The 19,407-nt window shown below is 54.1% G+C and carries 24 protein-coding genes and 1 pseudogene; 22 read left to right on the forward strand and 3 right to left on the reverse strand.

The genetic code is table 11. The features are described from left to right. The first annotated feature begins 30 nt into the window (after positions 1 to 30). A complete protein-coding gene (locus AAC060_RS13250; RefSeq protein WP_339826988.1) occupies positions 31 to 408 on the forward strand; it encodes a DUF1304 domain-containing protein in 378 nt (125 codons plus the stop codon). Here the strand turns inward: AAC060_RS13250 and AAC060_RS13255 are convergent. Then, the gene (locus tag AAC060_RS13255) at positions 405 to 833 is read right to left on the reverse strand and encodes a MarR family transcriptional regulator (RefSeq protein WP_339826990.1); all 429 of its coding nucleotides are present in this window, start codon (positions 831 to 833) and stop codon (positions 405 to 407) included. The genes AAC060_RS13250 and AAC060_RS13255 overlap by 4 nt on opposite strands. 77 nt (positions 834 to 910) lie before the next feature. Between AAC060_RS13255 and AAC060_RS13260 the strand changes: the two genes are divergently transcribed. Continuing rightward, positions 911 to 1,723: an amidohydrolase family protein gene (locus tag AAC060_RS13260; protein WP_339826992.1), complete on the forward strand. Its 813-nt coding sequence runs from the start codon at positions 911 to 913 to the stop codon at positions 1,721 to 1,723. An 83-nt stretch (positions 1,724 to 1,806) separates the two neighbouring features. Here the strand turns inward: AAC060_RS13260 and AAC060_RS13265 are convergent, their stop codons facing one another. Continuing rightward, complete coding sequence (locus AAC060_RS13265) at positions 1,807 to 2,985, reverse strand: diguanylate cyclase (RefSeq protein ID WP_339826993.1); 1,179 nt, start codon at positions 2,983 to 2,985, stop codon at positions 1,807 to 1,809. Positions 2,986 to 3,198: 213 nt separating this feature from the next. Between AAC060_RS13265 and AAC060_RS13270 the strand changes: the two genes are divergently transcribed. Continuing rightward, complete coding sequence (locus AAC060_RS13270) at positions 3,199 to 3,591, forward strand: host attachment family protein (protein ID WP_339826994.1); 393 nt, start codon at positions 3,199 to 3,201, stop codon at positions 3,589 to 3,591. Positions 3,592 to 3,672: 81 nt separating this feature from the next. Here the strand turns inward: AAC060_RS13270 and AAC060_RS13275 are convergent, their stop codons facing one another. Then, positions 3,673 to 6,003 (reverse strand): TonB-dependent receptor, encoded by a 2,331-nt coding sequence (locus AAC060_RS13275; RefSeq protein ID WP_339826996.1) that lies wholly within the window; start codon positions 6,001 to 6,003, stop codon positions 3,673 to 3,675. Positions 6,004 to 6,528: 525 nt separating this feature from the next. Between AAC060_RS13275 and AAC060_RS13280 the strand changes: the two genes are divergently transcribed. From AAC060_RS13280 to rpsQ, 19 genes and pseudogenes are all read left to right on the forward strand, one after another. Then, positions 6,529 to 7,161, forward strand: a complete 633-nt coding sequence (locus tag AAC060_RS13280) for a hemolysin III family protein (protein ID WP_339826998.1) — start codon at positions 6,529 to 6,531, stop codon at positions 7,159 to 7,161. A 141-nt stretch (positions 7,162 to 7,302) separates the two neighbouring features. Beyond that, a complete protein-coding gene (locus tag AAC060_RS13285) occupies positions 7,303 to 7,596 on the forward strand; it encodes a type II toxin-antitoxin system RelE/ParE family toxin (protein ID WP_339827000.1) in 294 nt (97 codons plus the stop codon). Between the two features lie 50 nt (positions 7,597 to 7,646). Beyond that, entirely contained in the window at positions 7,647 to 7,928 is a 282-nt protein-coding gene (locus tag AAC060_RS13290; protein ID WP_339827002.1) for an addiction module antidote protein, read from the forward strand. 163 nt (positions 7,929 to 8,091) lie between these two features. Further along, complete coding sequence (locus AAC060_RS13295; protein WP_339827004.1) at positions 8,092 to 9,003, forward strand: GIY-YIG nuclease family protein; 912 nt, start codon at positions 8,092 to 8,094, stop codon at positions 9,001 to 9,003. Between the two features lie 197 nt (positions 9,004 to 9,200). Beyond that, positions 9,201 to 9,572, forward strand: a complete 372-nt coding sequence (gene rpsL / locus AAC060_RS13300) for a 30S ribosomal protein S12 (protein ID WP_067198316.1) — start codon at positions 9,201 to 9,203, stop codon at positions 9,570 to 9,572. A 23-nt stretch (positions 9,573 to 9,595) separates the two neighbouring features. Continuing rightward, the gene (gene rpsG / locus AAC060_RS13305; RefSeq protein ID WP_335662699.1) at positions 9,596 to 10,066 is read left to right on the forward strand and encodes a 30S ribosomal protein S7; all 471 of its coding nucleotides are present in this window, start codon (positions 9,596 to 9,598) and stop codon (positions 10,064 to 10,066) included. 198 nt (positions 10,067 to 10,264) lie between these two features. Then, positions 10,265 to 12,358: an elongation factor G gene (gene fusA / locus AAC060_RS13310; protein ID WP_339827006.1), complete on the forward strand. Its 2,094-nt coding sequence runs from the start codon at positions 10,265 to 10,267 to the stop codon at positions 12,356 to 12,358. Positions 12,359 to 12,510: 152 nt separating this feature from the next. Further along, the gene (tuf, locus tag AAC060_RS13315) at positions 12,511 to 13,701 is read left to right on the forward strand and encodes an elongation factor Tu (protein ID WP_339827008.1); all 1,191 of its coding nucleotides are present in this window, start codon (positions 12,511 to 12,513) and stop codon (positions 13,699 to 13,701) included. Between the two features lie 123 nt (positions 13,702 to 13,824). Further along, positions 13,825 to 14,136, forward strand: coding sequence for a 30S ribosomal protein S10 (rpsJ, locus tag AAC060_RS13320; protein WP_066744965.1), 312 nt, complete (start codon positions 13,825 to 13,827; stop codon positions 14,134 to 14,136). A gap of 195 nt (positions 14,137 to 14,331) precedes the next feature. After that, complete coding sequence (gene rplC, locus AAC060_RS13325; RefSeq protein ID WP_339827010.1) at positions 14,332 to 15,180, forward strand: 50S ribosomal protein L3; 849 nt, start codon at positions 14,332 to 14,334, stop codon at positions 15,178 to 15,180. Positions 15,181 to 15,183: 3 nt separating this feature from the next. Next, positions 15,184 to 15,810, forward strand: coding sequence for a 50S ribosomal protein L4 (gene rplD / locus AAC060_RS13330; protein ID WP_339827012.1), 627 nt, complete (start codon positions 15,184 to 15,186; stop codon positions 15,808 to 15,810). Continuing rightward, entirely contained in the window at positions 15,803 to 16,111 is a 309-nt protein-coding gene (locus tag AAC060_RS13335) for a 50S ribosomal protein L23 (protein ID WP_339691904.1), read from the forward strand. Before rplD ends, AAC060_RS13335 begins: the two co-directional genes overlap by 8 nt. Positions 16,112 to 16,117: 6 nt before the next feature. Further along, positions 16,118 to 16,954: a 50S ribosomal protein L2 gene (gene rplB, locus AAC060_RS13340; protein ID WP_339827014.1), complete on the forward strand. Its 837-nt coding sequence runs from the start codon at positions 16,118 to 16,120 to the stop codon at positions 16,952 to 16,954. A 2-nt stretch (positions 16,955 to 16,956) separates the two neighbouring features. Next, a complete protein-coding gene (gene rpsS, locus AAC060_RS13345; protein ID WP_339691907.1) occupies positions 16,957 to 17,232 on the forward strand; it encodes a 30S ribosomal protein S19 in 276 nt (91 codons plus the stop codon). Then, the gene (gene rplV, locus AAC060_RS13350) at positions 17,232 to 17,615 is read left to right on the forward strand and encodes a 50S ribosomal protein L22 (RefSeq protein WP_176280099.1); all 384 of its coding nucleotides are present in this window, start codon (positions 17,232 to 17,234) and stop codon (positions 17,613 to 17,615) included. Before rpsS ends, rplV begins: the two co-directional genes overlap by 1 nt. Before the next feature lie 2 nt (positions 17,616 to 17,617). Then, positions 17,618 to 18,319 (forward strand): 30S ribosomal protein S3, encoded by a 702-nt coding sequence (gene rpsC / locus AAC060_RS13355; protein WP_339691911.1) that lies wholly within the window; start codon positions 17,618 to 17,620, stop codon positions 18,317 to 18,319. 24 nt (positions 18,320 to 18,343) lie between these two features. Continuing rightward, the gene (gene rplP / locus AAC060_RS13360; protein WP_067198333.1) at positions 18,344 to 18,775 is read left to right on the forward strand and encodes a 50S ribosomal protein L16; all 432 of its coding nucleotides are present in this window, start codon (positions 18,344 to 18,346) and stop codon (positions 18,773 to 18,775) included. Between the two features lie 5 nt (positions 18,776 to 18,780). Beyond that, the gene (rpmC, locus tag AAC060_RS13365) at positions 18,781 to 18,999 is read left to right on the forward strand and encodes a 50S ribosomal protein L29 (protein WP_339691913.1); all 219 of its coding nucleotides are present in this window, start codon (positions 18,781 to 18,783) and stop codon (positions 18,997 to 18,999) included. Positions 19,000 to 19,008: 9 nt separating this feature from the next. Then, positions 19,009 to 19,239: pseudogene (gene rpsQ, locus AAC060_RS13370) on the forward strand (30S ribosomal protein S17); the annotation flags it as partial. Between the last annotated feature and the right edge of the window lie 168 nt (positions 19,240 to 19,407).

Consider the following 19,407-nt stretch of genomic DNA (forward strand, 5'->3'; position numbering starts at 1 on the left):
ATACGAGGGCAAGCTTGGGGGAGTCGCAACATGTCGAGACTGGCAAAGATCATGATTGTTCTGGTCGCTCTCTTGCATCTCTATATAGCCTGGTTCGGGATATTTGCGTGGCAAGGGCAGGGGCCAGCGACTTTTCCCGACCTCCCGGCCAGCCTGTTCGAACCGACAACCGCTATGGCCGCCAATCAGGGCGTCTATAATCTCTGTCTCGCGGCTGGCTTGTTCTGGTCGCTATTCATCCGCAACGTCGAATGGCAGCGCAAGGTCGCGACTGCTTTTCTGTTGTTCGTGGCCGCTGCGGGCCTATTGGGGGCGTGGCGGGTATCCTTGGATATCGCGCTGGTGCAGGCTGGCCCCGCGATAATTGGACTGTTGCTGATTTGGTTGCCCCTAGGAAAGAGGCGTTAATTTTCCAGTTTGTCGAGTAGCGTTCGCAACGCCCCGGCCAATCTCTTCATATCTTCACCCTTAAAGCTGTCATCCAGAACCGCATTGATATGGTCAAACGGTTCGCGCATCCGCTCCAAAGCCTCGCGTCCTTCCTCTGTGGCTTCCAGCTCCCAGATGCGAGCATCGTCGGTTGAACGGGTTTTCTTGATGTAACCGGCCTTGAGCAGCCTTGCCGCCATTGCGGTAATGGCGCTTTCCCGTTGAGATAGAGCTTCGGCGATCAAGCGCTGAGGAACTGGGCCCTCGCTCGCAATGATCGCCATCGTTGCGGCCTGAGCAGTTGTCAGGCCACCAGCGTGCGTCATTGCACTGTCGGCTTCGATCTTAAGCCGATGGGCAGTACGTTGTAACAGCGAATAGAGTCGTAGTTCGCGTGCCGACATATTGGCGTCCCCCTTGACAACCAAAGCTTTCCGATATTACTACACTAGTGAAGCATTATCAGAAAGCAGGAGTGGATATGAGTGCAATAGACGTCTGGTCACAAATGACAACGGAACGGATGGCAGCCGCGCCATGGTTAGCCACATTACTCCGCTGGACGGGGCAAACCGATGAGCCTTTGGTGCCTTCGGTCGCGTCGACGCTGGCTGCAATGGATGCTGCCGATGTTGAGATCAGCCTGCTTTCCGCTTGGCATGGGCCGACGGGTTCCCTGATCAGCAATGAAGAGGTGAGCGCACAAATTGATGCCGCGCCGGACCGGTTTCGCGGTCTGGCCACTGTAGACCTGACTAACCCCATGCAGGCGGTTCGCGAGATTCGCCGCTGGGTTGATCGCAAGAAATTTGTTGGCGTTCGCGTGGTACCCTGGTTGTGGGACTTGCCGCCCAATGACCGGCGCTATTACCCGATCTATGCCGCCTGTGTCGATCTCGGTGTACCATTTTGCACCCAGATCGGCCATACCGGGCCGTTGCTGCGTTCAGAAACCGGACGTCCCATTCCGTATCTGGAGGACGTTCTGCTGGACTTCCCCGAGCTTGTTGTTATCGGCGGTCATGTCGGCTTTCCATGGATTGACGAGTTGATATCCCTGACCATCAAGTTCCCCAATTTCTATGTCGATACATCGGCTTATGCGGTTCATCGTTTGCCGGCCGATTTCGTTACCTTCATGAAGGGTATGGGGCAAAGCCGGGTGATGTTTGGTTCAAACTGGCCGATGCTGTCGCCGTCCATGTGCCTGAAGCATCTGGACGCCCTCGCACTATCCGAAAGCCAGAAAGATGCGTTCCTGTCGGGAAATGCGCGGCGCGTGTTCAAGCTGTGAAGTCAGAGACATTTATCGCTAGCCAGTCGGGCGGCAACCGGATGGCTTCTCTTATAAGGCCCTGATCCGATAGTTTCGCGCCTTCAGCCAATATGGCGGATCGGCGGGGCCGCCAATTTGCCCGCGCCTTTACCCGCACGCTTCATTTCATAGAGCGCGCTATCGGCAGCCTTGAGCAGTTGTTCGGCGCCTTTGCCGTCAAGCGACTGGACAGCGATGCCGACGCTGGCCGACGGGGTCAGGACGTGGCCATTGATGTGGGCGGGTCTGGCAAAGCCGGAGAGATAGGCCGTTGCCCTCGCCAGAGCGTGATCATGGCCGGTCACGTCGGGTATGAAGATCAGAAATTCATCTCCGCCCAGACGACCGACAATCTCTTCTGCCATACTGCTCTGGTTCAGTCTGTCGGCAACTTCGACCAGCAGGCGATCACCGACATCATGGCCCAGATTGTCATTCACCTGCTTGAACTGGTTGAGGTCGATCAGAGCGAGTGCAAAGCCGTTACCATCTTTCGCGAAGCTCTGTTCGGCGAGGCGAAGATAGTTCATCATCGCGCGGCGATTGGCTAGCCCGGTCAGGGGATCGCTATGCGCCTGTTTCCAGATCGTATGCCGCATGATCAGGCCGGAGATGATCTGGTTGTAACTATCGATGATGAACCGGATCATCAGCAGCGCGATCGTAATCATGCTAGCCCCCATGATCACATCATCAAAACTGCCAATCAATATCATCGCAACGGCAGAGGGGATGACGCCGACAATCAGAACCGTAACGGCTGCCTTTTTCAAACAGGCCAGACAATGGGCGATACAGGTCGAACCGAATACCAGTGACATCGGAACGAACATCTTGTTGGCGAAGATACCGGTCGCAATTATATATACCGACCAGATGCTGAGAAACGAGACGATACCAACCGCAAGGATGGACAGATTTCTGAGTATTTTGTGCGTTTGCTCTGCTGATTCGGGATTTTTCGGATAGCGTATCCAAATGATCATCCGCCCCAGACCGCCTACCGCTAACAGCCCCATCCAGGCGTAATAGATTGTCTCGACCCCTTCATGGGCAGACAGGATCATCACCGCCACGAGATTGAAAATACCGACAAGATAGATCATCGGCACGTGGGTCAGCGCCCGCTGCAGCTGCATTTCCTCGACAGATGGCCGGATCGCTTCGGGGATCTTTGGCGACCGCCATGGGGTTTGCCAGGATGTCCGCCAGTTTTTTTCGGTTTGTGGCGTTAACACCATGTCTTCAGAGCACCCCATAATGGCTGATCGAATTTACGCCATTTTACTAGGCTTCGCTTGTAAATATAGGGTTAACGAATTGCTCGCAGGATATGTTTAATTGCCCCGCCGCAGCCGCGTCACACGGGTCTTGCTCGCCTTGCCGCTGACCGCGAAAAGCAACCTTTCGCCCCGCCACGCGTTGATTGTCTGAACCTAGAAAAGGACATGAATATGGGCACACTTAATTTTCCGGAAGAAACATTTGTAGTGGTTGCGACGGGCAGGGAGGCAAAGACCTTTTTTGTAAGAAGCGGTTCGCTGGAACATGACGGCGACTGGACACCCGGCGATCTCGCCGATCAGGGCCCCTCCGGCAAGTCGCCGTCCGAGCAATCTCCGCGCGAGAGCATGGAGGCGACATTCTCCAAGATCATCGCGGAAAAATTATACGAGCGTTCGCACAAAGGCGGATATGAACGGCTGATTTTGGTAGCAGACCCCGACACGCTGGGCGAAATCCGCCCGTTGCTGCATCAGGAAGTGAGTGACAAGATTGTGCTGGAACAAGCCAAGACGCTGACCAATTCGCCGGTGGCGGACATCGAGAAGTCCTTGGCCGGATAGGCCCGAAGCCAGACAGCCCATCGCCTCTTTCCGTACCCGAATTTAGAGGAGATGGGCCGTCGGCAACGGACTATTAATATTCTAGAATTTCGCGCTGGCCTGGATGCCATAAAAGCGCGGTTCGGCCGGGATGAACGTGGGGTAACCGAAAGCACCACCGGTGTTTCCGGCATCAAGCAGATAGTTCTTGTCTGTCAGGTTGCGGGCAAATACCGCCAATTCGTACCGATCGTCGGCAAAACTGATACCGCCCTTGACGTTGACCAATGTTACCGGCGCTTGCGCGATATCCGGGTTGTTGGTGGTTTCGAAGAAAATCCGGCTACGGTGGGTGACGCTCGGGGTTACGAACAGTCGCATGCCGTTGCCCATTGGGGCGTTGACGGTGAAGCCTGCTGCTGCCTGCCACTCGGGCTGCAAGCGAAAGCGGTTGCCCGCATAGACGCCGTTTTCCGGCTTGTCGTCGATGCCGCCGTCGATCCAGCCGACATTGCCGAAGATGGTCAGCCAGTTGGTCGGCTTTACCTGAAGCTCGGCTTCGACGCCGAGATTGCTCGCCGAGCCGGCGCTCTCGATGACCGTCGAACCGATCGGTTGGCCGGAAGGGTCATTGGCATCGGAAACGATACGTGACACCTGGAAGTTGTCATATTTCTGGTAATAGACGCCCAGTGAACCCGAGAAGATGCCGGACGAACCTTTGATACCGCCTTCATAATTCCAGACGGTTTCTTCCGGGATCAGGCTGGTCGAGGTCGCTGTCTGGTTGACGGTGGGTGAGCGCCGACCCTTTGAAATGGTGGCGTAGATGTTGACATCATCGGACAGGCGATAAAGCGCATTGAGGCGCGGCAGGACTGCTGCAAAGCTGTCCTCCGACCACAAGGTTCCGTTCGTGGTCGACTGACTGGGGATCATCGGCCCACCGGTGAGCACGCTATTCGGCGCGACAGAATAATAGCCCGACTTGCGCTTCTCGATCAAACCGCGAACACCGGCTGTCAGCTCCAGCCTTGGCGTCACCGTCCAGCGCACGTCGCCGAACACCGAATAGCTGTCGTTTACGCCAAGATTCTGGAACACCGAACTATAGGGCAGCACGGTCGCCAGACCCTGTGTCAGGATCGCCGTTGCGCCTGCGGCAGAAACACTGCCATCCGCCGCGATGCAGCCCATGCCGGGGATCAGATTTGCGGTGCACTGCAGGAAGGTGCCTTCTTCGGTCGAAAAGGGCACGCTCTGGAAATTATCCTCGTGAAAATAGTTCCAGCCGAATGACGCGCGGACATTGTCGTCCTGATAGGCGAAGCGCGATTCATGGCTGACCTGCCAGCCCTGCGAATCTTCCTCAAATTCCAGATACCAGGCGGCGGAGCCATCGGCGTCGAAGACTTCCTGGCTGTCGAACTTGCGATAGCCGTTGACGGTGGTGAAGTTCCAGCCGTCGGCGAAATCATAGCTGACCGTCAGATTGCCGTCATAGACCTCGCGGCGCAGACCCAGTTCGTCATTGCCCAGTACCGTTGCGGAGATCCCGGCGGGCGCACCCGACAGATTAGCGGGCCCGAAAATATTTGCGGGACCGGCTGAAGTCGGGAAATTGCCAGAGATAAACGGCGTGCCGCTGTTGCGTTGCTGGTCATAGGTGCCGATCAGGTCGATGGTCAGCGCGTCACTTGGCGTGAAGCGCAGCGAACCACGCAGGCCGAGCTGATCCTGAGCGTAGAGATCGCCCTGCCGATCCGAGAGATTTTCGATATAGCCGTCGCGCTGCTTCCATTCGCCGGCGATACGGGCAGCGATCACGTCGTTGCCGAGATTGATGTGGCCGCTGACAAGGCGCGAGTCATAATTGCCCAGCCTTGCGGTCAGTGCCCCCGAAAAGCCGGCTTCCGGCTTGGCCGAAATGATGCTGATCGCGCCGACCGCGGAAGCCGTGCCGAACAGGGTTGCCTGCGGGCCTTTCACCACTTCAATCCGCTCTACGTCGTAGATTGCCTGGTAGGACCCGCGGGAACGGGAAATGTCGACACCGTTATAATAAAGCGTGACGCGTGCTGCCTGCTGCGAAGATCCGCTGTCGGAGGTGATGCCGCGGATGACGATGCCGGGGTTATTCGCGCTCTGCTCCTGGATATTCAGGCCGGGCACATAGTTGGACAATTCGTCGAGATCCGACACGCCGAGCCGCTCCATCTGCTCGCTGGAAATGGCCGAGATGGTGATCGGAACATCGGTCGATTTTTGCTCGAATTTCTGGGCCGTGACGATGATGACATCGCCGTCTGACTCTTCGGCGACATCATCGGTGCCGGTCTGGGCCAGGGCGGGGGTGGTGCTGACGGCCAGTAGCGCGGCGGCAAGGGCGATCAGCGAGGGACGGGAGAGAGCGTTGGAAGACAATTTTGTCATGAAGGAATCAGCCTTTTATATGCGACACTGGAATGGATGGTGCAGTGCAGCAAAGCCGTGACAGGCTGACGCTGGTTGAATGACGTTTCGGCGACTGCTGCACGACGGAATTGTGACGGCGGAGCCCGCGCTGGCCTCGACCCGCCCGCGACGCCATCGCAACCATCCCGCAAGATTTTAAATCTGTATCCGGGATACCGGATTGGAAGATTTGGAGGCTCATTTCTGGCTAATTTACCGGCGACTCGGGGATACGACGCGATGATTGTCTTTGTCGTGCGTGGTGTCGAAATAGCGGTCGGGCGAAATTGTGCAAAAATGCAGCGAAAAGCGGGAAAAGCGTAACGCAATTATGCCCGAAATGGCGAAATATATGTTGGGAAGCGGCAATTTCCGCCGGTTTGGAGGGGAAGTCTTCGATCCCGCCACCCGGTTGCGGCTGTTGGTTAATGGGTGACTGTTGGCGATAAATATGCTGTCACCTTTATCCCGTCTCCAATGCCCCCTTCCAAAGATTGTGATCTGATGTACCCCACGCCCGATAGACAGGAACGCCGCGCCGATTTTATTGTCCACGGCATAGGATTGATTTTTATTCTGGCGGCCGGTCTGGCCTTGCTTTTACAGGCTGCTGTCGGCCACGGTCTGGCTGTGGTCGCGGCGGTCGCAACCTATGTGGCCTGCGTGGCATTTTCTCACGTCATGTCCATGTTCTACCATTTGTCGCCTTTTCATGACCGGCGGCTGATGCTGCGCCGGATAGACCATGCGGCGATCTATCTGACGATCGCCGGAACTTTTACCCCGATTTTTGTCCTCGCGGGTACGGAGTTCAGCCTCTTCCTGCTGACGACCGTCTGGGCGCTCGCTATTCCCGCGATGCTGTACAAGATATTCGGCAAGAACCTGGATTCGCGCTGGTCGCTGGCTTCCTATCTCGGTCTGGGATGGATGGGCCTTATCGGCGTGCCCGAGATGATGGAGCAGTTGCCGCCATTATCATTATGGGCGATGTTGGCGGGCGGAGCCTTTTATTCGCTCGGCACGATTTTCTATGTCCGCAAGGGGCGGCCCTTTCGCTATTCCATCTGGCACAGTTTTGTCATGATGGGCGGGGCGAGTTTCTTTGTGGCGATTTGGGTGGCTTTGACGGTTTGAAGCACTGTGACAGTTTCGGCCAACTCGTCATTCCGGACTTGATCCAGAATTCAGAGCGGATTTACCAAAGCGCATGCAGTTCCGAAGGCGCATGTCATCTAAAGTTGACAAATTAGCTATTGTCATCTACAGTTTACGCTCATGAACATTCGGCAGACCGACGCCTTTGCGAAATGGCTCAAGAAGCTGAAGGATCATGAGGCACGGGCGCGGATAATTATGCGCGTCAATCGTTTTAGCTTCGGCAATCTTGGTGATGTGAAAGCGGTGGGTGACGGGGTTCGTGAGGCACGTATTGATTATGGTCCCGGCTATCGACTTTATTTTGTCGAGCGTAGAGGCGAATTGATCATATTGCTTTGCGGGGGATCGAAGAAAACGCAGCAAAGCGATATCGCAATGGCAAAAACATTGAAGAGAGACGTTGACATATAGCCCTTAAGGCTAAGCCCCCATAAGGGGCGTTTATGGAAAGGCATATTTAAATGGCGATCACGACAACAGAATTTGACGCTGCGGAATATCTCGACAGCCCGGAAATGATCGCGACCTATCTGAAAGTCGCCTTTGAAGAAAATGACGCCGCGCTGATCCGCACCGCGCTGAGCGATGTCGCGCGTGCCAAGGGCATGACGGCGGTGGCAGCGGAGAGCAAAATCACGCGGCAGGCGCTCTACAAGGCGCTGGGGCCGAATGGTAATATGACGCTGGAGACTTTGCTGGGGGTGCTGCGGGCTATGGGGGTGCGGTTGTCGGTTAGTGGGTGAGGGTGGAGAATTAAGGTGCACTTTATCCGCAGTTGAAATCCGCTGTTCGCGATAGTCTAAGCCAATACGTAACTCCTGACTTGATCCGAGCGATCGAGGGGCATAGCAGGAGAAAAATATTGAATGCATAGTTTACTACCGTCAGCTGTGGGGAAAAGATTTGATGGAGAAATCCAAAGGTCGGTCGATAGAATTGTTTTTTGTAGATGGGCATCCCCAAGGGATGAAAACTGCGACGATTCCTTTTCAATGGACTGGGCACGTATTGGTTATAAATCGTACCCAGTTACCCAAGGCTATGGTGCGTCCAGAAATTGAGCGGCCGGGCGTTTATCTCCTAGTAGGGGAGAAAGATGATCGCCCGTTTTTATACATTGGCGAGACCGATGATGTAAAAAAGCGACTGAAAAACCATGCTGCTCAAAAAGATTGGTGGTCAGAAGCTATTTGCATTACATCCAATGGAGAGCCTCTAAATAAAGCTCATGCTCGATATCTTGAAAGCAAGCTGATAAGCCACGCGCTCAGGTTACGAAAAATAAAATTGGATAACGAACAGTCGCCACCTGAACGGACCTTAAGCGAAGCCGCTCGTGCACACATGGATGATTTCTTAGAAAATATCTATCTGGTGTTACCTGCTTTGCGATATGACTTTTTTTCGGAGAACAGGAAGTTCCCGGCGCTTGAGTTGCCTAAAGAGACTTTAAGGCCTGAGGTTAGGTTCGTGACAATGGTTCCAGAACTAAGAATCCCCGCTCATGCGGTATTGATGGATGAGCAATTTGTAGTGCAGGCTGGCTCAGGCGCCCGACTGGACTGGATAGGCACTGATGGCGGACATGCTGGATATCAGGCACTGTTTAACGAGCTAGTCGATCAAGGTGTTTTGGTTGAAAATGGTGACCATCGAGTTTTTTCAGATAGCTATGGGTTTAGTAGTACGAGTGCAGCAGGTGCTATCATCAAGGGGCGTGCGACTGCAGGCCCGACTACTTGGAAAGTAGAAAACACTAATCAAACCTATCGGGAATGGGAAGCAGATCAATTGAACGCGCTTCCAGAAGACGAATAACCCAATTTTCTAATCCTCATCCCGCCGAGCCAGTATTGACGAACCGACGAATCCCGTCTAAGGGCCGCGCTTCCGCTTCTTCGGGCTCCGCTCGACGCCGCAGAAAACTTACATAGGCAAAACACTTGCCGCTATTTTGAGCGGTGAGAGTAACCCCTGCATTTTGCAGGACAATTCTACTATAAGGTGAAGACTTTATGCCAACGATTAACCAGCTCGTCCGTAAAGGGCGGGTGCCCCAGAAGACGAAGTCCAAGGTGCCAGCCATGGAAGCCAACCCACAGAAACGTGGCGTTTGCACCCGTGTCTACACAACGACTCCAAAGAAACCAAACTCCGCTCTGCGTAAAGTTGCCAAGGTTCGCCTGACCAACCAGCGCGAGGTCATCAGCTACATTCCAGGTGAAGGTCATAACCTTCAGGAACATAGTGTTGTCCTGATCCGCGGCGGCCGTGTTCGCGATCTTCCCGGTGTGCGTTATCACGTACTGCGCGGCGTTCTCGATACCCAGGGTGTCAAGGACCGTAAGCAGAGCCGTTCGAAATATGGCGCCAAGCGTCCTAAATAGTTTCAGTTTCGGAGTTATAATATATGTCACGTCGTCGTCGTCCCGAAAAACGGGTCATTTTACCCGATCCAAAATTCAAGGATCTTATCCTTTCGAAATTCATGAACAACCTGATGATGGATGGTAAGAAATCCACCGCAGAGCGCATCGTATATGGTGCCTTTGACAGCGTTGAAGCCAAAGCGAAGAAAGATCCTTTGCAATTGTTTCATGATGCTCTGAACAATATCAAGCCGGGCATCGAAGTTCGCAGCCGCCGTGTTGGTGGTGCGACCTATCAGGTTCCCGTCGAAGTGCGTCCCGAACGTGCGCAGGCTCTGGCAATCCGCTGGATGATCTCTGCCGCTCGCGGTCGCAGCGAAACCACAATGGCTGCACGCCTGTCGGGTGAAATCCTCGACGCGTCGAACAACCGTGGCAACGCCGTGAAAAAACGGGAAGATGCGCATAAAATGGCTGAAGCCAACCGCGCATTTGCCCACTACCGCTGGTAGTAAGAAATATAGACCGTTCGTCCCGGACCTGTTGAAGGGCATATCTCGCCAGAGAATTATTCTCGATCGAGGCGCTTCGACAAGCCGGGCACGGACGGACTTTATATCAAGATTTCGATTTAATCGGGGCTGGCATTGTTCAGCCCATTTCACTATAGGGCGGCCTGATTTGGTTCCCCACATACTGGAGTACAGACTATGGCACGCAGCCATCCGCTCGAACGATATCGCAATATCGGCATTATGGCCCATATTGACGCTGGTAAGACAACAACGACCGAACGTATTCTTTTCTATACGGGCAAGTCCTATAAAATCGGCGAAGTGCATGATGGCGCGGCGACGATGGACTGGATGGAGCAAGAGCAAGAGCGTGGTATTACCATTACCTCTGCTGCGACCACCTGTTTCTGGCAGGCTGAAGACCGCAAGGGTCCAGAGCACCGGATCAATATCATTGATACGCCAGGCCACGTTGACTTCACCATTGAAGTTGAACGTTCGCTGCGTGTGCTCGATGGCGCGGTAGCCTGTTTCGACGGCGTTGCCGGCGTTGAGCCACAGTCTGAAACCGTATGGCGTCAGGCTGATAAATATAAAGTGCCACGGATGTGCTTCATCAACAAGCTCGACCGCACCGGCGCCAACTTCAAATTCTGCGTCGATTCGATCGTAGAGCGTCTGGGCGCAACGCCTGCTGTTCTGTATCTTCCTATCGGTATCGAAGCCGATCTGGTCGGTCTCGTCGATCTGGTGAACGAGCGTTCGATCACCTGGAAGAACGAAGATCTCGGTGCTGAATATACTTATGGTGAAATTCCTGCGGATATGGTCGACGAAGCGGCTGAATATCGCGAGAAGCTGATCGAGCTTGCTGTCGACCAGGATGATGACATCATGGAAGCCTATCTCGAAGGCAACCTGCCTGATGCTGCGACGCTCAAGGCGCTGATCCGCAAGGGTACGCTGAACCAGAGCTTCGTGCCTGTGCTTTGCGGCTCCGCGTTCAAGAACAAGGGCGTTCAGCCTTTGCTCGACGCGATTGTCGATTATATGCCAAGCCCGCTCGACGTTCCTGCCATTAAGGGCGTCAAGCTCGACGGCGAAACCGAAGACAGCCGCGCATCATCGGATGAGGCGCCATTCTCCGCGCTTGCCTTCAAGGTCATGAACGATCCGTTCGTGGGTACGCTGACCTTCTGCCGTATCTATTCCGGCAAGCTGGAAAAAGGCACCGTGCTGAACTCGGTCAAGGACAAGAAAGAAAAAGTCGGACGTATCCTCGAAATGCACTCCAATGACCGTAAGGACATTGACGAGGCATTCGCAGGCGACATCGTTGCTCTGGCGGGTATGAAAACAACCACCACCGGCGATACGCTTTGTGATTCCGACAAGCCGATCATCCTGGAACGCATGGAATTCCCCGAGCCGGTTATCGAGCTTTCGGTGGAACCAAAGACCAAGGCTGACCAAGAGAAGATGGGCGTTGCCCTGAATCGCCTGGCTGCTGAAGATCCAAGCTTCCGTGTTTCGACCGATCACGAATCGGGCCAGACGATCATCAAGGGCATGGGCGAGCTTCACCTCGACATTCTCGTCGACCGTATGCGCCGCGAATTTAAAGTGGAAGCCAATGTCGGTGCGCCGCAGGTGGCCTATCGCGAATCCCTCGGCAAGGCTGTCGACATTGACTACACGCATAAAAAGCAGTCCGGCGGTTCCGGTCAGTTTGCGCGTATCAAGTTCGAAGTCACTCCGGGCGAGCGTGGATCGGGCATTACCTTCAGCGATGAAGTCAAGGGCGGTAATATTCCGAAGGAATATATCCCGTCGGTTGAAAAAGGCATGCGCGAAACGGCTGAAACCGGTTCTTTGATCGGCTTCCCGATCATCGATTTCGACATCCGTGTCTATGACGGTGCCTATCATGACGTCGATAGTTCGGCGCTGGCATTTGAAATCGCCGGTCGTGCAGCAATGCGCGAAGCGGCTCAGAAATCCGGCATCAAATTGCTTGAACCGATCATGAAAGTTGAAGTGATCACTCCGGAAGACTATCTTGGTGATGTGATCGGCGATCTTAACTCTCGCCGTGGTCAAATCCAGGGTACGGATACACGCGGTATCGCCCAGGCTGTGGACGCCATGGTGCCGCTTGCCAACATGTTCGGTTATGTGAACGAGCTGCGTTCCTTCAGTCAGGGACGTGCGCAATATTCGATGCAATTCTCTCACTATGAGGAAGTGCCGAGCAACGTGGCAGAAGAGATCAAGGAGAAAATGGCTTAACCGCCACTCCTTTTCGAGGTAACGCGCTTTCCTTTTGTGCAGGCCCGACGGGAAATCCCCCGGACCGGTAAAAGGGTGTTGACAGAATTAGAGAGTCTCGCCAAAGCGCGGCGCAGACTATCAAGATGATAGAAAATCAGAGGTAAAATAAAATGGCTAAAGAGAAGTTTGAGCGGAACAAGCCGCACTGCAACATCGGAACCATCGGTCATGTTGATCATGGTAAAACGACGTTGACCGCGGCGATCACTAAAGTGCTTGCTGAATCAACCGGCGGTGTTGCCGTTGACTTCGCAAATATCGACAAAGCGCCTGAAGAGCGTGAGCGCGGCATCACCATTTCAACGGCTCACGTTGAATATGAAACCGAAGCTCGCCACTATGCGCACGTCGATTGCCCAGGCCACGCTGACTATGTGAAGAACATGATCACCGGTGCTGCCCAGATGGATGGTGCTATTCTCGTGGTTAACGCTGCAGACGGCCCGATGCCACAGACCCGTGAGCACATCCTGCTCGCTCGTCAGGTTGGCGTTCCTGCTCTCGTTGTCTTCATGAACAAAGTCGACCAGGTCGATGATGAAGAGCTTCTTGAGCTGGTCGAAATGGAAATCCGCGAACTGCTTTCCTATTATGACTTTGATGGCGATGCCATTCCTGTGATCTCCGGTTCTGCGCTGGCTGCACTTGAAGGTCGCGACGACGAAATCGGTAAGAACAAGATTCTTGAACTGATGAAAGCTGTCGACGAAGCCATTCCACAGCCAGAGCGTCCAGTTGACCAGGCATTCCTGATGCCAATCGAAGACGTGTTCTCGATTTCGGGTCGCGGTACGGTTGTTACCGGCCGTGTTGAAACCGGTATCGTGAATGTTGGTGACGAATGTGAAATCGTCGGTATCAAGGATACCACGAAGACCACCGTTACCGGCGTTGAAATGTTCCGCAAGCTGCTCGACTCCGGTCAAGCTGGCGACAACATTGGTGCTTTGATCCGTGGCGTTGACCGTGAATCGGTTGAACGTGGCCAAGTTCTTTGCAAGCCAGGCTCGATTACGCCGCACACAGAATTCTCGGCTGAAGTTTACGTGTTGTCGAAAGACGAAGGTGGTCGTCATACGCCATTCTTCGCCAACTATCGTCCACAGTTCTACTTCCGTACGACGGACGTAACCGGCGAAGTGATCCTTCCTGAGGGCACCGAAATGGTTATGCCAGGTGATAACGTTACGATCGGTGTTAAACTGATTGCTCCAATCGCTATGGATCCAGGTCTTCGCTTCGCTATTCGCGAAGGCGGACGTACTGTTGGATCAGGGGTTGTCAGCAGCGTAACAAAGTAATATAGGAACGCCTCGCTGCCCGGATCGGTGATTCGGGCAGCTAGTTTTTTTCGCCGCTCCGGCCTTTTTCGTTAGAAAATCGGGGCGGTTTATTTTTGGCTCTTTGACATTGGTAACAGGTACATGGAAACGCAGAATATCCGCATTCGCTTGAAGGCATTCGACCATCGAGTTCTTGATCAAGCAACCGGCGATATCGCTGATACAGCTCGCCGCACTGGCGCTCTAATCCGTGGGCCGATACCTTTGCCAACGCACATAGAAAAATTTACCGTAAACCGCGGACCGCACGTGGACAAAAAGTCCCGCGAGCAGTTCGAGGTACGGACCTATAAAAGGTTGCTCGATATCGTGCAGCCAACGCCGCAGACGGTTGATGCTTTGATGAAGCTTGACCTTGCTGCCGGTGTAAATGTCGAGATCAAACTGGCCTGAGCCAATTGATTAGCGATGCCCGCCCAGGCGGGGATCCAGACGAACGACAGGATACCGCCGGTTTCAACCGGGCAGCGTCCTCCGTCTCGTTCCGAAATTTTCGGAACAATACAGCCCGGACGGGGTGACGCATGACAATTTGGGCTGGCAAGCCGGACGAAATGGTTCGTTCGGCCTCTGTGAAGGAGATTGATCGTGCGTACAGGCGTGATCGCGAAGAAAATGGGGATGACCCGCTTGTTTCAGGAAGATGGTCGGCATGTGCCGGTTACCGTTCTTTCCCTGGAAGAATGTCAGGTTGTTGGAGCCCGCAATCAAGAACGTGATGGCTATTTTGCTGTCCAGCTTGGTGCAGGTGCCCGTAAAGCGAAAAATGTTAATAAGCCGCAGCGTGAAGCTTTTGCCAAGGCAGAAGTTGAACCAAAAGCGCGTGTTGCCGAATTCCGGGTCGATAGCGAAGATGCTTTGCTCCCCATCGGTGCTACCGTAACTGCAGACCACTTCATTGCCGGTCAGATGGTCGATATCCAGGGTGTTACCCAGGGTAAAGGCTTCGCCGGTGCGATGAAACGCTGGGGTTTCGGCGGTATGCGCGCAACTCACGGTGTTTCTATCTCTCACCGTGCCCACGGTTCTACTGGTCAAAACCAGGATCCGGGCAAGGTGTTCAAGGGCAAGAAGATGGCCGGTCACATGGGTTCGAAAAATCGCACCCAGCAAAATCTGGAAATCGTCCGTACAGACGCCGCTCGCGGTTTGATCTTTGTACGCGGCAGCGTTCCCGGTTCCAAGGGCGGCTGGCTTCTCGTTAAAGATGCAGTGAAAGTTGCTCTTCCTGAAGGTGTTCCATTTCCGGGTGCTATGCGCCGTAACGCGGATGAAACGGCAACAGAAGAAGCGCCGGCAGGCATGATCGAAGCGGACGCAGCGATCGAAACGCCGGTTGGTCCAACCCATGCAGAAGTAGCGGAGGCGGCGGCAAAGCCAGCTGGTGAAGTTGCAGAGAAATCTGATGCTGCAGATGACGCAGGGAAGGAGGGCTAAGCCATGAAATTGAAAGTGATAACCCTCGACGCGAAAGCCAAAGGCGACATCGAATTGAATGATGACGTGTTCGGTATCGAAGCGCGCGCAGATATTCTTCACCGTGTTGTTAACTGGCAGCGTGAAAAAGCTCGCGGAACGGCCCGTCCGACCCGCGAACGTTCAGACGTTGCTCGCACCGGTAAGAAATTCGGCAATCAAAAGGGCGGCGGTACAGCTCGTCATGGCGATCGTCGTGCTCCGATCTTCATCGGTGGTGGTAAAGCCCACGGTGCCCGCAAGCGTGATTTCAATCCATCGCTGAACAAGAAAGTTCGTGCTTTGGGTCTGAAAATGGCGCTGAGCGACAAGGTCAAAAATGAAAACCTGATCGTGCTTGAAAATATTGATCTGAAGGAAGCCAAAACACAGGCGCTTCTGGCCAATATCGCGAAGCTCGGTTTTGGCAAGTCAGCACTGATCATGGACGGTGATGTTGTGAACGAGGCTTTTTCGAAAGCTTCCAACAACATTCCACGTGTCAACGTGATGTCAGCTGCCGGCGCCAATGTTTATGACATTTTGAACCATGAAACCCTGGTGCTGACGCGCGCAGCGGTAGAAAAGCTGGAGGCGCGCTTCAATGGCTAAAAAAGAAGCTGTCGATATCCGTCATTATGACGTGATTGTTGGCCCGCACATCACCGAGAAATCAACCTTGCTCAGCGAACATAACGCTGTGGTTTTCAAAGTTGCCAAGACTGCAACCAAGCCACAGATCAAGGCAGCCATCGAGGCGTTGTTTGATGTCAAAGTCAAAAACGTCAACACGCTGGTGCAAAAGGGCAAGACCAAAAAGTGGAAGGGTCGTCCCTACACTCGCAATGACATCAAGAAGGCTGTTGTCACCTTGGCCGAAGGCCAGACCATTGACATCACCACGGGAGTTTAAGGGCACATGGCATTAAAATCCTATAAACCGACAAGCCCCGCCCGGCGTGGTCTTATCCTGGTCGACAAGAGCGGCCTCTGGAAAGGCAAGCCTGTCAAAAAGCTTGTCGAAGGCAAGAACAAGACCGGTGGCCGGAACAACAAGGGCCATGTCACATCGCGCGGCATCGCCGGTGGTCATAAGCAACGCTATCGTCTGATCGATTTCAAGCGTCGCAAATGGGATATGGCTGCTACGGTCGAGCGGATCGAATATGATCCCAACCGCACCGCCTTTATCGCGCTGCTGAAATATGAAGACGGCGAACTGGCCTATATCATTGCACCACAGCGTCTCGACGTTGGCGACAGCGTGATCGCTGGTCAGAAGACCGACGTGAAGCCTGGCAATGCGATGCTTTTGTCGCAAATGCCGGTCGGCACGATCGTCCACAATGTCGAAATGAAGCCAGGCAAGGGCGGCCAGATCGCTCGTTCCGCCGGTGCTTATGTCCAGATTGTTGGCCGTGATCGCGGTATGGTTATTGTTCGCCTCAAGAGCGGCGAGCAACGCTACCTTCGCTCTGATTGCATGGCGACTGTTGGTGCGGTTTCAAACCCGGACAATTCGAACCAGAACTTCGGCAAGGCAGGCCGTACCCGTTGGAAAGGACGTCGTCCTCTTACCCGCGGTGTTGCGAAAAACCCAGTCGATCACCCGCATGGTGGTGGTGAAGGCCGGACTTCCGGTGGTCGTCATCCGGTTACCCCATGGGGCAAGCCAACCAAGGGTGCTCGTACCCGTAGCAATAAATCGACTGACAAGATGATCATCCGGTCGCGTCACGCGAAGAAGAAGAGGTAAGCATGGCTCGTTCCATCAAAAAAGGTCCATTTGTTGACCTCCACCTGCTGAAAAAAGCGCAAACCGCGCAGGAAAACAGTGTTCGTACACCGATCAAGACTTGGTCGCGCCGTTCTACTGTATTGCCTGACTTTGTGGGCCTGACTTTCAGCGTTTATAACGGCATGAAATTCATCCCGGTTTCGGTGAACGAAGACATGGTCGGCCACAAGCTTGGTGAATTCGCTCCGACCCGTAACTATTACGGTCATGGCGCTGACAAAAAAGGCAAGAAATAATGGGTAAGGCATCATCACCCCGCCGCGTTGGCGATAATGAAGCTTTGGCTGTCGGCAATTCCATTCGTGGTTCTGCCCAGAAGCTGAACTTGGTTGCTCAGTTGATCCGCGGCCACAAGGCTGGCGACGCGCTGAACATATTGTCCTTTTCGAAAAAGGCGATGGCCAAGGACGTTAGCAAGGTTTTGGCTTCTGCCATCGCCAATGCCGAGAATAATCACAATCTGGATGTTGACGCACTGATCGTTCACGAAGCGAGCGTCGGCAAGTCAATCACGATGAAACGCTGGAAAGCGCGTGCTCGTGGTCGTTCAGCCAAGATTATCAAGCCATTTAGCCGCGTTCGCATCGTCGTGCGTGAGCATGAAGAGGAAGAGGCGTAACCATGGGTCAAAAAAGTAATCCTATCGGGCTTCGCCTGCAGATCAACCGGACCTGGGACAGTCGCTGGTATGCGGAAGGTTCCAATTACGGCGATCTCTTGATGGAAGACATCAAGATGCGCAAATATATCTTCAAGGAACTGCCACAGGCAGCGATTTCGAAGGTTGTGATTGAACGTCCGGCCAAGAACTGCCGGATCTCTATCTACGCTGCCCGTCCTGGTGTTATCATCGGCAAAAAAGGCGCGGATATCGAGAAACTACGTCGCAAATTGAGCGACATGTCTTCCAGCGACGTTTCCTTGAACATCGTCGAAATCCGCAAGCCGGAAGTTGACGCGAAACTGGTAGCACAGGGCATTGGCGATCAGCTGATCCGCCGCGTTGCTTTCCGTCGCGCCATGAAGCGCGCTGTGCAATCTGCGCTGCGTCTCGGTGCCGAAGGTATTAAAATTGTTTGTGGTGGCCGTTTGGGCGGCGCGGAAATCGCGCGCGTTGAATGGTACCGTGAAGGCCGCGTGCCGCTTCATACGCTGCGCGCCAATATCGATTATGCTGAATATGAAGCGCTGACCGCTTATGGTATTATTGGTATCAAGGTCTGGATTTTCAAAGGCGAGATATTGGGTCACGACCCGATGGCTCAGGATCGGTTGAATGTGGAAGCGCAAACTTCCGGCGTCCGTCCGCAGCACCAACGTTGATTTTTGAGGAATAGGTAGAGCATCATGCTGCAACCCAAGAAACATAAGTTCCGCAAGGCTTTTAAAGGCCGGATTAAAGGAAAAGCGCCAGGTGGCTCTAGCCTGAATTTCGGTAGCTATGGCCTCAAAGCCATGGAGCCTGACCGGATTACCGCGCGCCAGATCGAAGCGGCTCGCCGTGCGATCACGCGTCACATCAAACGTCAGGGACGTTTGTGGATCCGGATATTCCCGGATGTGCCAGTATCCAAGAAACCTGCCGAAGTTCGTCAGGGTAAGGGTAAGGGCTCGGTAGAATATTGGGCCGCTCGGGTTAAACCAGGCCGCATTTTGTTCGAACTGGACGGTGTTCCTGGACCGATTGCAGCGATCGCTTTCGAGCGGGCAGCTATGAAGCTCCCGATCAAGACAAAGGTTGTGGCCCGCCTCGGCGATACGTCACATCTGGAAGGTTAAGGTAGATGAGCATTAAGACAGAAGATTTGCGGACCAAAACCGACGATCAACTCGGGACGGAACTGGGCGAACTGAAGCGCGAGGCATTTAACCTGCGTTTCCAGGCTGCGACCAACCAGCTCGAAAAACCAAGCCGGACGCGGGAAGTGCGTCGCACGATCGCCCGGATTAAAACTTTGCAGGCCGAGCGTGCGAACGCGGCGACCACAGAAGCTAAGGCGTAAGGAACCGATATGCCAAAACGTATTCTCACCGGCACGGTTGTGTCAGACAAGGGCGACAAAACAGTTGTCGTCAATGTCGAACGCAAGGTGAAGCACCCGCTTTACGGAAAAATTATCCGGCGCTCGAAAAAATATCATGCGCATGATGAAAACAACGAAATCAGCATGGGTGAAACCGTGCGCATCGAAGAAACGCGGCCGATTTCCAAGTTGAAGACCTGGAAAGTTCTGGAGCGGGTCGGTGCAGCAGCCGGTGTCGCAACGCCGACGGTCAGCGAGATTACGGCAAGTGATCCGAAAGACGAAAAGGTCAAGGCGCCGGTCAAGCCAGCAGCTGAACCAGCGGCCGAGTAATTTTAGAATATCCCGGATTTGTTCGGGATGACGAAGTAGGAAACGCCCGGTTCG

It is taken from the genome of uncultured Parasphingorhabdus sp. (assembly GCF_963975555.1).
GTDB lineage: Bacteria > Pseudomonadota > Alphaproteobacteria > Sphingomonadales > Sphingomonadaceae > Parasphingorhabdus.

Excerpts from the sequence above, each read along its gene's own strand:
- AAC060_RS13250 (WP_339826988.1), top strand. The coding sequence starts at position 31 with ATGTCGAGACTGGCAAAGATCATGATTGTTCTGGTCGCTCTCTTGCAT.
- AAC060_RS13255 (WP_339826990.1), bottom strand. The coding sequence starts at position 833 with ATGTCGGCACGCGAACTACGACTCTATTCGCTGTTACAACGTACTGCC.
- AAC060_RS13260 (WP_339826992.1), top strand. The coding sequence starts at position 911 with ATGAGTGCAATAGACGTCTGGTCACAAATGACAACGGAACGGATGGCA.
- AAC060_RS13265 (WP_339826993.1), bottom strand. The coding sequence starts at position 2,985 with ATGGTGTTAACGCCACAAACCGAAAAAAACTGGCGGACATCCTGGCAA.
- AAC060_RS13270 (WP_339826994.1), top strand. The coding sequence starts at position 3,199 with ATGGGCACACTTAATTTTCCGGAAGAAACATTTGTAGTGGTTGCGACG.
- AAC060_RS13275 (WP_339826996.1), bottom strand. The coding sequence starts at position 6,003 with ATGACAAAATTGTCTTCCAACGCTCTCTCCCGTCCCTCGCTGATCGCC.
- AAC060_RS13280 (WP_339826998.1), top strand. The coding sequence starts at position 6,529 with ATGTACCCCACGCCCGATAGACAGGAACGCCGCGCCGATTTTATTGTC.
- AAC060_RS13285 (WP_339827000.1), top strand. The coding sequence starts at position 7,303 with ATGAACATTCGGCAGACCGACGCCTTTGCGAAATGGCTCAAGAAGCTG.
- AAC060_RS13290 (WP_339827002.1), top strand. The coding sequence starts at position 7,647 with ATGGCGATCACGACAACAGAATTTGACGCTGCGGAATATCTCGACAGC.
- AAC060_RS13295 (WP_339827004.1), top strand. The coding sequence starts at position 8,092 with ATGGAGAAATCCAAAGGTCGGTCGATAGAATTGTTTTTTGTAGATGGG.
- rpsL (WP_067198316.1), top strand. The coding sequence starts at position 9,201 with ATGCCAACGATTAACCAGCTCGTCCGTAAAGGGCGGGTGCCCCAGAAG.
- rpsG (WP_335662699.1), top strand. The coding sequence starts at position 9,596 with ATGTCACGTCGTCGTCGTCCCGAAAAACGGGTCATTTTACCCGATCCA.
- fusA (WP_339827006.1), top strand. The coding sequence starts at position 10,265 with ATGGCACGCAGCCATCCGCTCGAACGATATCGCAATATCGGCATTATG.
- tuf (WP_339827008.1), top strand. The coding sequence starts at position 12,511 with ATGGCTAAAGAGAAGTTTGAGCGGAACAAGCCGCACTGCAACATCGGA.
- rpsJ (WP_066744965.1), top strand. The coding sequence starts at position 13,825 with ATGGAAACGCAGAATATCCGCATTCGCTTGAAGGCATTCGACCATCGA.
- rplD (WP_339827012.1), top strand. The coding sequence starts at position 15,184 with ATGAAATTGAAAGTGATAACCCTCGACGCGAAAGCCAAAGGCGACATC.
- AAC060_RS13335 (WP_339691904.1), top strand. The coding sequence starts at position 15,803 with ATGGCTAAAAAAGAAGCTGTCGATATCCGTCATTATGACGTGATTGTT.
- rplB (WP_339827014.1), top strand. The coding sequence starts at position 16,118 with ATGGCATTAAAATCCTATAAACCGACAAGCCCCGCCCGGCGTGGTCTT.
- rpsS (WP_339691907.1), top strand. The coding sequence starts at position 16,957 with ATGGCTCGTTCCATCAAAAAAGGTCCATTTGTTGACCTCCACCTGCTG.
- rplV (WP_176280099.1), top strand. The coding sequence starts at position 17,232 with ATGGGTAAGGCATCATCACCCCGCCGCGTTGGCGATAATGAAGCTTTG.
- rpsC (WP_339691911.1), top strand. The coding sequence starts at position 17,618 with ATGGGTCAAAAAAGTAATCCTATCGGGCTTCGCCTGCAGATCAACCGG.
- rplP (WP_067198333.1), top strand. The coding sequence starts at position 18,344 with ATGCTGCAACCCAAGAAACATAAGTTCCGCAAGGCTTTTAAAGGCCGG.
- rpmC (WP_339691913.1), top strand. The coding sequence starts at position 18,781 with ATGAGCATTAAGACAGAAGATTTGCGGACCAAAACCGACGATCAACTC.